General features: G+C 75.2%; 15 protein-coding genes. 13 read left to right on the top strand and 2 right to left on the bottom strand.

What is annotated here, in order from left to right; genetic code table 11:
- Positions 1-31 precede the first annotated feature (31 nt).
- On the top strand, positions 32-706 hold the full coding sequence (locus ABGB11_RS06745) for an NAD(P)H-binding protein (protein WP_347629913.1): 675 nt from the start codon (positions 32-34) through the stop codon (positions 704-706).
- Here ABGB11_RS06745 and ABGB11_RS06750 read toward each other — a convergent pair.
- Entirely contained in the window at positions 694-2,484 is a 1,791-nt protein-coding gene (locus ABGB11_RS06750; protein WP_347629915.1) for a long-chain fatty acid--CoA ligase, read from the bottom strand. The two genes, ABGB11_RS06745 and ABGB11_RS06750, sit on opposite strands and share 13 nt — an antisense overlap.
- A 204-nt stretch (positions 2,485-2,688) precedes the next feature.
- Between ABGB11_RS06750 and ABGB11_RS06755 the strand changes: the two genes are divergently transcribed.
- The 6 genes from ABGB11_RS06755 (at position 2,689) to ABGB11_RS06780 (ending at position 7,014) form a co-directional block, all read left to right on the top strand.
- Entirely contained in the window at positions 2,689-3,384 is a 696-nt protein-coding gene (locus ABGB11_RS06755) for a copper homeostasis protein CutC (RefSeq protein ID WP_347629917.1), read from the top strand.
- 58 nt (positions 3,385-3,442) lie between these two features.
- Positions 3,443-4,210, top strand: coding sequence for a metallophosphoesterase (locus ABGB11_RS06760; RefSeq protein ID WP_347629919.1), 768 nt, complete (start codon positions 3,443-3,445; stop codon positions 4,208-4,210).
- Positions 4,211-4,271: 61 nt separating this feature from the next.
- On the top strand, positions 4,272-4,706 hold the full coding sequence (locus ABGB11_RS06765) for an SRPBCC family protein (protein ID WP_347629921.1): 435 nt from the start codon (positions 4,272-4,274) through the stop codon (positions 4,704-4,706).
- Between the two features lie 72 nt (positions 4,707-4,778).
- Entirely contained in the window at positions 4,779-5,288 is a 510-nt protein-coding gene (locus tag ABGB11_RS06770) for a hypothetical protein (protein ID WP_347629923.1), read from the top strand.
- Between the two features lie 53 nt (positions 5,289-5,341).
- Entirely contained in the window at positions 5,342-6,310 is a 969-nt protein-coding gene (locus ABGB11_RS06775) for an ROK family glucokinase (protein WP_347629925.1), read from the top strand.
- A 2-nt stretch (positions 6,311-6,312) separates the two neighbouring features.
- Positions 6,313-7,014, top strand: coding sequence for an endonuclease/exonuclease/phosphatase family protein (locus tag ABGB11_RS06780; RefSeq protein WP_347629927.1), 702 nt, complete (start codon positions 6,313-6,315; stop codon positions 7,012-7,014).
- On the opposite strand, the gene ABGB11_RS06785 is transcribed toward ABGB11_RS06780, so the two are convergent.
- Positions 7,015-7,887 (bottom strand): hypothetical protein, encoded by an 873-nt coding sequence (locus ABGB11_RS06785; protein ID WP_347629929.1) that lies wholly within the window; start codon positions 7,885-7,887, stop codon positions 7,015-7,017.
- Between the two features lie 369 nt (positions 7,888-8,256).
- Between ABGB11_RS06785 and ABGB11_RS06790 the strand changes: the two genes are divergently transcribed.
- The 6 genes from ABGB11_RS06790 (at position 8,257) to ABGB11_RS06815 (ending at position 13,255) form a co-directional block, all read left to right on the top strand.
- Positions 8,257-8,991: a lysophospholipid acyltransferase family protein gene (locus ABGB11_RS06790; RefSeq protein WP_347630537.1), complete on the top strand. Its 735-nt coding sequence runs from the start codon at positions 8,257-8,259 to the stop codon at positions 8,989-8,991.
- Positions 8,992-9,061: 70 nt separating this feature from the next.
- Entirely contained in the window at positions 9,062-10,264 is a 1,203-nt protein-coding gene (locus ABGB11_RS06795; RefSeq protein WP_347629931.1) for a DUF5931 domain-containing protein, read from the top strand.
- 33 nt (positions 10,265-10,297) lie between these two features.
- The gene (locus tag ABGB11_RS06800) at positions 10,298-10,936 is read left to right on the top strand and encodes a response regulator transcription factor (protein ID WP_347630539.1); all 639 of its coding nucleotides are present in this window, start codon (positions 10,298-10,300) and stop codon (positions 10,934-10,936) included.
- A gap of 72 nt (positions 10,937-11,008) precedes the next feature.
- Positions 11,009-11,995, top strand: coding sequence for a TIGR04222 domain-containing membrane protein (locus ABGB11_RS06805; RefSeq protein ID WP_347629933.1), 987 nt, complete (start codon positions 11,009-11,011; stop codon positions 11,993-11,995).
- On the top strand, positions 11,982-12,809 hold the full coding sequence (locus ABGB11_RS06810) for a DUF692 domain-containing protein (RefSeq protein ID WP_347629935.1): 828 nt from the start codon (positions 11,982-11,984) through the stop codon (positions 12,807-12,809). Before ABGB11_RS06805 ends, ABGB11_RS06810 begins: the two co-directional genes overlap by 14 nt.
- Positions 12,806-13,255: a hypothetical protein gene (locus ABGB11_RS06815; RefSeq protein WP_347629937.1), complete on the top strand. Its 450-nt coding sequence runs from the start codon at positions 12,806-12,808 to the stop codon at positions 13,253-13,255. Before ABGB11_RS06810 ends, ABGB11_RS06815 begins: the two co-directional genes overlap by 4 nt.
- The last annotated feature ends 56 nt before the right edge of the window (positions 13,256-13,311 follow it).

Below are 13,311 nucleotides of genomic sequence, written 5' to 3' on the forward strand. Positions count from 1 at the left end.
GTCCGGGTCTCCGGCGTCCTACGATCGCGACATGGACATCGTGATCGCGGGCGGGCACGGGAAGATCGCACTGCGGCTGTCCCGGCTGCTCGCCGCACGGGGGGACACCGTGCGGAGCCTCATCCGCAATCCGGGCCACGCCGGCGACGTCCGGGACGCCGGGGCCCGGCCGGTCGTGTGCGACCTGGAGTCCGCGGACGCGGACACCGTCGCCGGGCACCTGGCCGGCGCCGACGCGGTCGTGTTCGCCGCGGGCGCGGGGCCCGGCAGCGGCGCGGCGCGCAAGGACACCGTCGACCGGGCCGCGGCGGTGCTGACGGCGGACGCCGCCGAGCGGGCGGGCGTCCGCGACCTCGTGCAGATCTCCGCGATGGGCGCCGGCGAGCCGCCGGCGCCGGGCCGCGGCGAGGTCTGGGCGGCCTACATCAGGGCCAAGGGCGAGGCCGAGGACGATCTCAGGCGCCGCACCGCCCTGGACTGGCTGATCCTGCGCCCGGGCCGCCTCACCGACGACCCGGGCACCGGCCTGGTGACGCTGGCCGAGCCGCCGATCGGGCACGGCCCGGTCGCCCGCGACGACGTGGCGGCGGTCATCGCGGCGCTGCTCGACGCCCGCGACGTCCGCCGCCGCACCCTGGACCTGCTGGGCGGCACGACCCCGGTCGCCGAGGCCGTGGCCGCCCTGCGCGGAGGTCAGGCGGAGTAGAGCTCCTCGATCTCGCCGGCGAACTCCTTCATCACGACGTTGCGCTTCACCTTCAGGCTCGGCGTCATGTGCCCGGCCTCCTCGGTGAAGTCGACGCCGAGGACGACGTACTTCTTGATCGCCTCGGCGTGGCTGACGGACAGGTTGGCGTCGGCGACCGCGGCGTCGATCTCGGCGACGAGGTCGGCGTCGCGGCGCAGCTCGTCCACCGTCATGGCGGCGGGCTTGCCGTGCCGGTCCTTCCACGGCCCGAGCGCCTCCTCGTCCAGGGTGACGAGGGCGCTGATGAACTTGCGGCCGTCGCCCACGACGAGGCACTGGCTGATCAGCGGGTGCGCGCGGAGCCTGTCCTCCAGCGGGGCGGGCGCGACGTTCTTGCCCGCCGCGGTGACCAGGATCTCCTTCTTGCGCCCGGTGATCCTCAGGAAGCCGTCGTCGGCCAGGGAGCCGAGGTCGCCGGTGTGGAACCAGCCGTCCTCGATGGCCTCCTTGGTGGCGGCCTCGTTGTTCCAGTAGCCGCGCAGGACGTTGACGCCCCGGACGAGCACCTCGCCGTCCTCGGCGATGCGCAGGTCGACGCCGGGGATCGGCCGGCCGACCGTGCCGATCTTGAGGGCGGTGGGCCGGTTGACGCTGGCGGGCGCGGTCGTCTCGGTGAGGCCGTACCCCTCCAGGATCGTGATCCCCACGCCGCGGAAGAAGTGCCCGAGGCGCTCGCCGAGCGCGGCGCCGCCGGAGACCGCGTACTCCACCTTGCCGCCGACGGCCGCGCGCAGCTTGCCGTAGACCAGCACGTCGAAGACCTTGTGCTTGAGCTTGAGGCCGATCCCGGGCCCGCCGGCGTCCAGCGCCCGGCTGTAGGCCACCGCGGTGCCGGCCGCCGCCTTGAAGATCTTGCTCTTGCCGTCCGCCGCGGCCTTCTGCTCGGCGCCGTTGTAGACCTTCTCGAACACGCGCGGGACGGCGAGCAGGAACGTCGGCTGGAAGGACGCGAGGTCAGGCAGCAGGTTCGGGATGTCGCTGTGCCCGAGGACGATGCCGCCCTCGATGGTGGCGACCTCGATCAGCCGGGCGAAGACGTGCGCGAGCGGCAGGAACAGCAGCGTGGAGCTGCCCTCCACGGCGACCTCGGCGATGGCGCCCTGCACGGCGTTGCGGGCGGTCGACACGAGGTTCCCGTGCGTGATCTCGCAGCCCTTGGGGCGCCCGGTGGTGCCGGAGGTGTAGATGAGCGTCGCGAGGTCGGACGCGTTGCGGGAGCCGCGGCGCTCCTCGATCACGTCGTCGCCGACGTCCGCGCCGAGTTCGGTGACCTCGTCCACGGCGCCGGCGTCGATGCCCCACACGTGCGCGAGCGCCGGAAGCCTGTCCCGCAGGCCCTTGACGGTCGCGACGTGCTCGGCGGTCTCGGCGAAGACGGCCTTGGTCCCGGAGTCGCCGACGATCCACTCGATCTGCTCGGCGGAGGACGTCTCGTAGATGGGGACGGAGACCGCGCCCGCCGCCCAGATCGCGTAGTCGAGGACCGTCCACTCGTACCGGGTCTTCGACAGCAGGCCCACCCGGTCGCCGGGTTCGACGCCGGCGGCGACGAGCCCCTTGGCGACGCCGGCGGCCTCGGCCGCGAACTCGGCCGCGGTGACGGCGCTCCAGGCGCCGCCGCGGTTGCGGCGCGCTACGATCCTGCCGGGCTCCTCGGCCGCCCGGGTGAAGGGCGCGTCGGTCAGTGTGGCGGAGTCGGGGACCTCCACCATCGCGGGGACGCTGAACTCGCGCACGGCCCACTCCTGTAGTCGATCTTCGTGGTCGGCGGGGAAGAACGCAGACTTCTCCGTTGCCGCATGATACCCACGAGTAGGAATTCCGCCCCCGCAACCGCGGGTTAACGGCACGGCAAAGACCGGCCGTCGCCCCTGGCGCGCGGCGCCGGGTCGCCTACGCTGGTCTCCGGTCGCACAACGGACGCCGTTCGGGGGAACGCCATGTCACTGCTCGAAGTGATCGCGCTGACCGTGGCCGACGCCGGGGCGGCGCGGGACGGCGGCGCCGACCGGATCGAGGTCGTCGCCGACATGGCCGCGGACGGCCTCACCCCCGACCCCGACCTCGTCGCGGCGATCCGCGACGCCACGCCCCTGCCGATGCGGGTGATGCTGCGCGCCAACGCGGGGTTCCGCACCACCGGCGCCGAGCTGGACCGGCTCCGCCGCGCCGCCGCCGGGCTCGCCGAGGCGGGCGCGGACGGGTTCGTGCTCGGCTTCCTCGACTCCGCCGGGCAGGTCGACACCGGCGCCACGAGCAAGCTCGCCGCCGAGACCGCCCCGCTGCCCTGGACGTTCCACCGGGCGCTGGACCACGCCGCCGACCCCGCCCAGGCGTGGCGGGTCGTCCGCGACCTCGGCGGCGGCCTCGACACGGTGCTCACGGCCGGGTCGCCGCGCGGGGTGGACGCCGGGGTCGGCGTGCTCGCCCGGCGCGCCGCCGAGGACCCCGCCGCGGCCGAAATGATCATGGCTGGCGGCGGCCTGCGCCGCAAGCACGTCGCCCTGCTCGCCGCGGCGGGCGTCACCGCGTTCCACGTGGGCACGGCCGTGCGCCCGGACGGCGACTGGGACGCCCCGGTCGACGCGGCCCTGGTGCGGGAGTGGCGCGCGCTCGTGGCGGCGGCCACCGCCTGAACGAGCACAGCCTGAGCCGCCCGTTCTCCCGGGTGGTACGCCCTATTACAGTCGGTTCATGAGGATCCACGTGGTGAGCGACGTCCACGGGCGCGCGGACGCGCTGGCGGGTGCGGCGGACGGCGCGGACGCGCTCGTCTGCCTGGGCGACCTGATCCTGTTCGTGGACTACCAGGACCACGGGCAGGGCATCTTCGCCGACCTGTTCGGCCAGGAGAACGCCGACCGCTTCATCGCGCTGCGGACCGAGAAGCGCTTCGAGGAGGCCCGCGCGTTCTCCAAGGGCCTCTGGGCCTCGCTCGAGGGCGACGCCTGGCCGCACATCGAACGCGCCGTCGACCGGCAGTACGCGGAGCTGTTCGCGGCCATGCCCACCCCGGCGTACCTGACCTACGGCAACGTCGACGTGCCGCGCATGTGGGGCGCGCACCTGCGCGACGGCCACCACGTCCTGGACGGCGAGACGACGGAGATCGGCGGGCTGCGGTTCGGGTTCGTCGGCGGCGGGCTGCGCACCGAGTACCGCACCCCCTACGAGCTGGACGACGTGACCTTCGCCGCCAAGGTCGCCGCCGTCGGCGAGGTGGACGTGCTGTGCTGCCACATCCCGCCCGCTGTCCCGGAGCTGCTCTACGACACGGTGGCGCGCCGGTTCGAGCGGGGCAGCGAGGCGATCCTGGAGGCCGTCCACCGGACGCAGCCGAAGTACGTGCTGTTCGGCCACGTCCACCAGCCGCTGCAGAGCCGGATGCGCATCGGCCGCACCGAATGCGTGAACGTCGGCCACTTCCGCGCGCGCGGGGTGCCGTACGTCCTGACGGTGTAGGGATACCTTCGTTACGACACCGGGCCCGCCGGGCCCGTGCGCGAGCCGGAGGGAGACGCAGATGGCGGACCGCACGAGTTCCTCCATCACGGTGAAGGCGGGGAAGGCCGAGATCATGGCGGTGATCGCCGATCTGGAGGCGTACCCGGAGTGGGCGAGCGGCATCCGCGAGTTCACCGTGCAGGAGACGGGCGAGGACGGCCGCGCCGTGCGCGCGCGGCTGACGTTCGACGGCGGCCCGTTCAGCGACACCGTCGGGCTCGCCTACACCTGGGAGGGCGACGACCGGGTGACCTGGGAGCTGGTGGAGCCGGGCACGGTCGTCACCGGCCTGCACGGCACCTACGGCCTGGCGGAGGAGGACGGCGCCACCGAGGTGACCTACGAGCTCGCCGTGGACGTCCGCGTCCCCATGATCGGCATGGTGAAGCGCAAGGGCGAGAAGCGCATCATCGACTCCGCCCTCAAGGGCCTCAAGCGGCACATCGAGAGCTGACCGCCCCACCGGTGCGCGGGCGCGGCGCGGAGGCGCTACCGTTCACGCCGAAAACGGATGGAAGATGGAGCCATGAGCGACCGACCGGGCGACGTCCTCGACGAGGCCGCCAAGCTTTTCGACGCGCTGATCAAGCGGGTGAGCGGAGCCGGCGGCGGGGACGGGCGCGCGCCGCGGGACGAGCCCGCGGACGACGTGTGGGACCGTGCCACACGCGAGGACACCGCCGCGCGGACCGGCGGTGAGCCGTCGCGGGGACCGCACATCGCCACCGGCGCGCCGGAGTGCCGCGACTGCCCGGTCTGCCGGGCCATCGCGATGAAGCGGGAGTCCGGCGGCGACGTGGCCCGCCACCTGCGGGAGGCCGGGGAGTCGCTGCTCGCCGCCGCCCTGGACGTGATGGGCGCGTTCGACCGGACGCGCCCGCGCGGCGGGCGCGCCGGCGCGGCGGAGGACCCGCCTCCGTCGCCCGCGGAGGCGTCGCCGGGCGCGCGGGCGGGTACGTCCGAGCGGTCGGGACGCCCGGAGCCGGGCGATCCGTGGTCGGCCGCCACGGGCGGCGGCCCCATCGACATCGGGTAGTGGCTCGGGTAGCCGCCCCCGGCCGGGGCGGCGCGAGGAGGAGGAAGCGTTACATGGCCCTGACCATCGGCGTGGATGTGGGCGGCACGAAGGTGGCCGCCGGGGTCGTCGACGACCGGGGGACGATCCTGGAGAAGGTCCGCCGGCCGACGCCTTCGACGAACCCGAAGGAGACCGCCGAGACCATCGCCGAGGTCGTCGACCTGCTGAAGGGCAAGTACGAGGAGGTGTCGGCGGTCGGGCTCGGCACGGCGGGCTTCGTCGACGAGACCCGCTCCACCGTGCTGTTCGCGCCGAACCTGGCCTGGCGCGACGAGCCGATCAAGGAGAAGGTGGAGAGCCTCGTCGGGCTGCCGGTCGTGGTGGAGAACGACGGCAACGCCACCGCGTGGGGCGAGGCCCGGTTCGGCGCCGGCCGGGGGGAGAACTTCCTCGTGCTGGTGGCGCTCGGCACCGGCATCGGCGGCGGCATCATCATCAACGGCGAGCTGTACCGGGGCCGGTTCGGGATCGGCGCCGAGATGGGCCACTTCCGGGTCGTCCCGGACGGGCGCCGCTGCGGCTGCGGCAACCGCGGCTGCTGGGAGCAGTACGCCAGCGGCAACGCCCTCGTGCACGAGGCGCGCGACCTGGCGCGGGTGGCGCCCGCGATGGCGGGGCGCCTGCTGGAGCTCGGCGACGGCCGCCCCGAGGGCATCAGCGGCCCCGAGGTGTCGCAGGCGGCCCGGGAGGGCGACAAGGCGGCGCTGGAGTGCTTCCGGACGATCGCGCACTGGGCGGGCCAGGGCCTGGCCGACCTCAGCGCGATCCTCGACCCGGGCGCCTTCATCATCGGCGGCGGCCTGTCGGACGCCGGCGACCTGCTGCTCGACCCGATCCGCTCCGCGTTCGAGGACGCCCTCACCGGCCGCGGCCACCGCCCGCTGCCCGACATCCGCATCGCCGAGCTGGGCTCCGCGGCGGGCATCGTCGGCGCCGCGGACCTGGCCCGCGTCCGCCCCCTGCAGGACGTGATCGTCTAGGCGTGGCGCCCGTCCGGCTGCTGAGCTACAACATCCGGTCGCTGCGCGACGACCGGGCCGCGGTGGCCCGCGTCGTCCGCGCGATCGGACCGGACGCGGTGTGCCTCCAGGAGGTCCCGCGCTTCTGGGGCTGGCGGCTCCGGCGCCGCCGCCTCGCCGGCGCCTGCGGGCTGCGGATCGCGGCCGGGCGGCGGGCCTGCGGGCTCGCCGTCCTGGCCGCGCCGCGCGTCCGGCGCGTCGCCCGCGAGTTCCACCTGCTCACCCCGGACCCGGACCTGCACCGCCGGGCCCTCGCCGTCGCGGTCCTGGAGATCGGCGGGCGGCGGCTCATCGCCGCGAGCACCCACCTGGACCTGCGGGACGGCCCGCGCCTGCGGCACGTCGACGAGATCCTCGCCCATCTGGACCGCGCCCGCGAGCGCCACGGCGCCCCCGTGGTCCTCGCGGGCGACGTCAACGAGGAACCGGGCGGCGAGTCGTGGTCGCGGCTCACCCGGCGTCTCCGGGACGCCTACGCGGTCCGCCCGGCGGGCGAGGAGCTCACCTTCTCCGCCCGGAACCCGCGCCGCCGCATCGACGCGGTCTTCGCCGACCCCGAGGTGGAGATCATCGGGTGCGGGGTGCCGCCCGGCGGGGACGACTACGTCCTCGCGACCGACCACCGGCCCCTGGTGGCGGACCTGCGGATCCCCGGCCCGGACTGATCAGACGACGGCGCCGTCGTCGGGGTCGCGGGGCTCGTCGCCCATGCGCAGGACGAGGGTGACGAAGCCGCCGATGAAGGCCGCCACGGCGAGGAACGCGGCCCAGCCGGGGACCTCCCAGTCGAGGATGACCGTGACCAGCAGGTAGAGCGGGCCGCCGATCAGCGCGATCCAGGCGCCCTTGGTGAGCGGGTCCGCGGACGGCAGCGGCGGGGGAGGGGGCGGGACGTAGTGACCCTCCAGGTCCTCCTCCGGCGGGAACTCCGGCACCTCGTCGGCCGGCTTGATCACCCGGGCGCGGGGGAGGCGCCCGGTCCGGTCCTCGCCCTCGTCCCGGGGGTCGGGCTCGCGGAGGTTCTCCTCGTCCGGCCACGGCACGTCGTCGCCCTCGGGGACGTCGTCGAACCCGGCGACGATCTCGGCCCAGATGGCGTCCTCGTCGCGCTCGGCGGCGCCGCCCGCCGCGCCGTCCGGCAGCCGGGCGGTGGTGCCGCCAGGGTCGGCCAGGTCGGTCTCGGTGCGCTCGGCAGGGTCGGTGCGGTCGGCGTCGGGACGGTCGGCGTCGGAGCGCTCGGTGTCGGGGCGGTCGTCCGCGCCGCGGGCGGACGCCTCGCGCAGCCGGGCGAGGTGGACGCGCAGGATGCCCTCGGCCGCGGGCTTCATGTCGACGTCGACGTACAGCCGGTCGAGGACGTCGCCGGCGACCGGCTCGGCGGCCGGCTCGGGGAGCTCCGGGAGGCCGGAGGGCGACGCCGCGTAGGCCGCGACGCCCGCCTCGCCGAGGGCCGCCAGCATCGCGTCCGCCAGATGCGGCGCGAGGTCGACCAGTGGGGCGTAGGTCTCCGCTGACAGTCCATTGCCACGGCGATTCACGGGGCCGGCTCCTTCGACGACTCCGGCGTGACCGACAGCACCGGCATGACGGCCTCCGCTCCCCCCATTGACATGTGGTGTCCGGTCGCGCTCCGCCTGCGGAGGCACTCCCGGACACCCCGAAACGTGTGTCCCACGGTATTCGCTGCGCCGCCCGGGACAAGCCCCCGGGCGCACCCGATTGAGTTCTACCGTTCAGAGCCTACGTTCATTCCCGGCCCGCCGCCGTGGCCCGGCCGGGTTCCGCCGCGCGGTACCGGCCGGTAGATAGGTGGGACGGGGAGTGGGAAGATGTCCCATCATCTCCCCGTCGGCCAGGATCGGAAGCGCGCCCGCCCCCAGGGCGGCCGGTCCGAGGAAGGTGCCCGCATGCTCTGGTTCTGGATCCTGCTGAGGATCGTCCTGTCCCCGATCCTGTACCTGGTGTGGTGGCCGCGGAACCGGGGGATGCGCAACGTACCGAAGCGGGGCCCGGCGCTGATGGTGAGCAACCACCTGTCGTTCGCCGACCACTTCTTCGGGCCGCTGCCGCTGATGCGGCCGATCTACTTCATCGGCAAGGGCGAGTACTTCACCGGCCGGGGGATCAAGGGCCTGATCAGCAAGGGCTTCTTCACCGGCGTGGGCGTGGTGCCGGTCGACCGGACCGGCGGCGACGCGGCGGAGGCGGCGCTGCAGACCGGGCTGCGGATCCTCGGCGAGGGCAAGCTGCTCGGCATCTATCCGGAGGGCACCCGGGCCCCCGACGAGCGGCTGTACCGCGGCAAGACCGGGGTGGCGCGGCTGGCCCTGAAGTCCCGCGTCCCGGTGATCCCGATGGCGATGATCAACACGTTCGCGCTGATGCCGCCCGGCAAGCCGTACCCGCGGCCCGGCGTCCGGCCCGGTGTCCGGTTCGGCGAGCCGATGGACTTCTCCCGCTACTACGGGCAGGAGGACGACCGCAAGGTGCTCCGCGAGATCACCGACGAGATCATGCAGGCGATCAGGGAGCTGTCCGGCCAGGAGTACGTGGACCGGTACGCCGCCGAGGTGAAGGCGGAGATGTCCGGCAAGGAGGTACGGCCGGAGGAGGACGACGGGGGTTTGAGCGATCGCGTCTGAGCGACCGAGCGACCGAGGCTGAGGGAGCGAGAGTGAACCGGGGGTGGGGGCTACCCCGGAGGGAGTCGGGATGAGCGGAGCGGATCGGGGGGCGTCCGTGCCCGGGCTGATGGGCCTGGAGACGGCGCTGTGGCGGGCCGTGGCGGTCTACCGCGGGCTCGCCCTGTGCTACGCGGCCGTCGTGATCGCGATGAACTCCGGCGAGTACGCGCACCCGCTCGGCGGCTGGGCGGTCCTCGCCGTGATGGTGGTGTGGACGGGCTACGCCGTCTTCGCCTTCAGCGACCCGCGCCGCCGCGGGCGGCCGCTGCTGGCCGCGGATCTCGCGGTCGCGGCGGCGTGCGTGGTGGCGACGGCGTGGGTGGAGACGCCGGCCAACATCGCGGCCGGCCGGCCGACGCTGCCGGTCTCATGGGTGGCGGCGGCGGTGCTGACGTGGGCGGTCGCGGGCGGGCGGCGGCGCGGGATCGCCGCGGCGCTCGTCCTCGCCCTCGCGAACCTGCTGGTGCACGTGTTCGCCGGGACGAGCGGCGGCATCGGCACCACCACGTTCAACGGGATCGTGCTGCTGTTCCTCGCCGGGCTCGTCGTCGGGCACGTCGTCCGGCTGGCGCTGGACGCGGAGGCGCGGCTGGCGCGGGCCGTCGAGCTGGAGTCGGCCACCCGGGAGCGGGAGCGGCTGGCCCGCCGCATCCACGACTCGGTGCTGCAGGTGCTGGCGATGGTGCAGCGCCGCGGCGGCGAGCTCGGCGGGGAGGCGGCCGAGCTGGGCCGGCTGGCGGGCGAGCAGGAGGCGGCGCTGCGGTCCCTCATCGGCTCCGGTCCCGCGGCGGCGCCGACCGCGCCCGCGCGGTCGGGGGCGGCACCGGGGCCGGACACCGACCTGCGCCCGCTGCTGACCGGGCACGCGTCCACGTCCGTCACGGTGTCGACGCCCGCGACGCAGGTCCGGCTGCCCGCGCACGCCGCCCGCGAGATCGAGGCGGCGGTGGCGGCGGCGCTGGACAACGTCCGCCGGCACTGCGGCGAGGGCGCCCGCGCGTGGGTGCTGCTGGAGGACGGCGCCGGCGAGGTCACGGTCAGCGTCCGCGACGACGGGCCGGGGATGCCCGCCGGGCGGCTGGAGCAGGCGGCGGCGGGCGGGCGGCTCGGCGTCGCCCAGTCCATCCGGGGCCGGATCGCCGACCTCGGCGGCACGGTGACGGTCTTCACCGCGGTGGGCGAGGGGACCGAGATCGAGATGACGGTGCCGCGCCCGCCGGTCCCGGCCTAGGGTGTGACCGTGAGCGACGTTCCCCTCCGGGTCATGGTCGTGGACGACCATCCGATGTGGCGCGAGGCGGTGGCCCGCGACCTCGCCGAGGCCGGCCACGAGGTGGTCGCGGCGGTCGGGGAGGGCCGCGCCGCCGTCCGCGTCTCCGCCGCGGCGCGCCCGCAGGTCGCCGTCGTCGACCTGCAGCTCCCCGACATCGGCGGGGTCGAGGTGACCCGCCGCCTCGCCGCGGCCGACCCGCCCGTCCGGGTGCTGGTGCTGTCGGCGAGCGGCGAGCAGCAGGACGTCCTGGAGGCGGTCAAGGCGGGCGCCACCGGCTACCTGCTCAAGTCCGCCGCCCGCGAGGAGTTCCTGGACGCCGTCCGGCGGACCGGCGAGGGCGACGCCGTCTTCACCCCCGGGCTCGCCGGGCTCGTCCTCGGCGAGTACCGCCGCCTCGCCGCCGCGCCCGCCCGCGAGGACGACGACGCCCCCCGGCTGACCGAGCGCGAGACCGAGGTGCTGCGGCTCGTCGCGAAGGGCCTGACGTACAAGCAGATCGCGCAGCGCCTCGTCCTTTCCCACCGGACGGTGCAGAACCACGTGCAGAACACCCTCGGCAAGCTCCAGCTCCACAACCGGGTCGAACTCGTCCGCTACGCCATCGAGAAGGGCCTCGACGACGAGGAGTAGCGGGCCGCGATGAACCCGCACGGCCGCGCGGGCGTCTGATCGTGGGAACGTTCGTCGGAACGGGAGCGCGCCATGATGGACGAAATCTGGGGCCTCGAACTCGGGTTCCTCGCGGCCCACATCCTGGTCGGCATCGTGCTGCTGGCGATCCTGCGGAGGATGCGGGCCGAGCTGGTCCGGGGCGGGCCCCCGGGCCGGGAGCTGCACCCGTACGAGGTCGCCTACCTGCACGGCGGCGGGCGGCACGCGATCGCCGCGTCGGTGACGGCGCTGCGGCTCGACCGGGCGGTCGACGCCTACGCCGACGGCGGGCTGGTGGCGACCGGGCCGGCCGGCGACGGTCCGCGGGCCGCGGGCAAGCCGCTGGACGCGGCGGTCTACGCGGCGATCGTCGGCGGCGGGGCCCCGACGCTCGCCCGCCTCACCGCCGACGCCGGCGTCCGCGCCGCGCTCGACCAGCTCCGCGACGGCCTGGTCGCGCAGGGCATGGTGGTCCCGGAGGCCGCGCGGCGCCGGCTGCGGATCTTCTCGGCGGTCTTCTACGGATGGATGCTGATCGGTTTCGGGAGCTTCGTCGTGACCGGCGTGTTCGGCGGGTTCCCGGGCGTCCTCCTCCCCATCGCGGCGCTGCTCGGCCTCGCCATCGCGGGAGGCGCCGCCCTCGGATCAGGCGACGAGCGGACCGAGGAGGGGGCGCGCGCCGTCGACCGGATCAAGGAGGCCAATCCGCACCTCGACCCCGCGCTCACGCCGGTGTACGTCGGGCTCGCCGCGCCGTCGGTGCTGATGGGCGTCGCGCTGTTCGGCACGGCCGCGCTGATGGCGTTCGACCCGATGTTCGCGCAGACCGCCGGGCTCGGCCGGTACCTGGAGCTGACCGGCGTCGCGGCCACCTCGGGCGGGTACTCGGGCTCGTCCTGCTCCTCCACCGCCTCGGTGTGCTCCTCGTCGTCCTGCGGCGGGGGCGGCTCGTGCGGCGGCGGGAGCGGCTGCGGCGGCGGAGGAGGCGGGGGCTGTGGAGGCGGCGGAGGGGGAGGAGGCTGCGGTGGCGGCGGCTGACCTGCCGGATCTCGGCGTGGGGATCGGGTGGCGGCCGGAGATCGCCGGGTTCGTCGGCGCGCTGCCCGGGCTGCGCTTCACCGAGGTGATCGCCGAGTCCGTGCACCCGGCGCATCCGGCGCCCGACCTGCTCGCGCTGCGCGACCGCGGGGTGCGGATCGTCCCGCACGGGGTGAAGCTGTCGCTGGGCGGGGCCGGGCCGGTCGCCGCGGAGCGGGTCGCGCACCTGGCCGCCTGCGCGGAGGCGCTCGGCGCGCCGCTGGTGAGCGAGCACATCGCGTTCGTGCGGGCCGGCGGCATCGAGGCCGGGCACCTGCTGCCGGTGCCGCGCACCCGGGCGGCGCTGGACGCGCTCACCGCCAACATCCGCCGGACGCAGGCCGAGATGCCCGTCCCGCTGGCCGTCGAGCCCATCGCCACGCTCTTCGACTGGCCGGACGCCGAGTACACCGAGGGCGACTTCCTCACCGAACTACTGGAACGGACCGGTGCCCTCCTCCTGCTGGACGTCGCCAACGTGTACGCCAACGCGCGCAACCGCGGCGAGGACCCCGCCGCCCTCCTCGACCGGCTGCCCCTCGACCGCATCGCGTACTGCCACGTCGCGGGCGGGTCGGAGGAAGGCGGGCGCTACCACGACACGCACGCCGCCGCCGTCCCGCCGGAGGTCCTGGACCTGATCGGCGAGCTGTGCGCCCGGCACCGCCCGCCCGGCCTCCTGCTGGAGCGCGACGGCCGCTACCCGCCCGCCGGCGAGCTCCAGGCCGAACTGGACGCCATCGCCGCCGCCTCCGGGGCGCGGGCGGTCACATGAGCGGCTTCGACGCGGACCTGGCGGCGGCGCAGGAGGCGCTCGTGCGGGCGATGACGGCCGGCGGGCCGATGCCGGCCGGGTTCGACGCCGGTGCGGTCCGGGCGGCCGCGCACGGGATCCTGCTCAAGCGGGCGGGGGAGGTGGCCCGCTCCTGGCCCGCGCTGGCAGGCTCGTACGGGACGTCCTGGAAGGCCGTCTTCGCGCGCTGGGCGGCCGAGCGGCCCACTCAGGGGTCCTTCCGGGACGGCTTCGACTTCGCGCGGTCGCGCCGCGGCGGCCTCTCCGGGGACGCGGCGCGGGAACTCGATCTCGCCGAGATCCGGTGGTCGTACGACGGCGCTTCCCCGCCGCGCCCGCGCCGGGCGGCCGTCCGGAGGGTCGGCGGGGGAGTGGCGGTGCAGTTCCGGGGGCGGGTCCGGACGTTCCGCGGGGGTTCGCGGGGCTGACCTCCGGCGGTGCGGCCGAAGGGTGTGCCGGGCACCCCGCGGACGGGCTATGGTCT

It is taken from the genome of Actinomadura sp. B10D3, from assembly GCF_039871695.1.
Lineage (GTDB): Bacteria > Actinomycetota > Actinomycetes > Streptosporangiales > Streptosporangiaceae > Spirillospora > Spirillospora madurae.

What these genes read in the sequence shown, in the direction of transcription:
- ABGB11_RS06745 (WP_347629913.1), top strand. Translation starts at nt 32, where the DNA reads ATGGACATCGTGATCGCGGGCGGGCACGGGAAGATCGCACTGCGGCTG.
- ABGB11_RS06755 (WP_347629917.1), top strand. Translation starts at nt 2,689, where the DNA reads ATGTCACTGCTCGAAGTGATCGCGCTGACCGTGGCCGACGCCGGGGCG.
- ABGB11_RS06760 (WP_347629919.1), top strand. Translation starts at nt 3,443, where the DNA reads ATGAGGATCCACGTGGTGAGCGACGTCCACGGGCGCGCGGACGCGCTG.
- ABGB11_RS06765 (WP_347629921.1), top strand. Translation starts at nt 4,272, where the DNA reads ATGGCGGACCGCACGAGTTCCTCCATCACGGTGAAGGCGGGGAAGGCC.
- ABGB11_RS06770 (WP_347629923.1), top strand. Translation starts at nt 4,779, where the DNA reads ATGAGCGACCGACCGGGCGACGTCCTCGACGAGGCCGCCAAGCTTTTC.
- ABGB11_RS06775 (WP_347629925.1), top strand. Translation starts at nt 5,342, where the DNA reads ATGGCCCTGACCATCGGCGTGGATGTGGGCGGCACGAAGGTGGCCGCC.
- ABGB11_RS06790 (WP_347630537.1), top strand. Translation starts at nt 8,257, where the DNA reads ATGCTCTGGTTCTGGATCCTGCTGAGGATCGTCCTGTCCCCGATCCTG.
- ABGB11_RS06795 (WP_347629931.1), top strand. Translation starts at nt 9,062, where the DNA reads ATGAGCGGAGCGGATCGGGGGGCGTCCGTGCCCGGGCTGATGGGCCTG.
- ABGB11_RS06800 (WP_347630539.1), top strand. Translation starts at nt 10,298, where the DNA reads ATGGTCGTGGACGACCATCCGATGTGGCGCGAGGCGGTGGCCCGCGAC.
- ABGB11_RS06805 (WP_347629933.1), top strand. Translation starts at nt 11,009, where the DNA reads ATGATGGACGAAATCTGGGGCCTCGAACTCGGGTTCCTCGCGGCCCAC.
- ABGB11_RS06815 (WP_347629937.1), top strand. Translation starts at nt 12,806, where the DNA reads ATGAGCGGCTTCGACGCGGACCTGGCGGCGGCGCAGGAGGCGCTCGTG.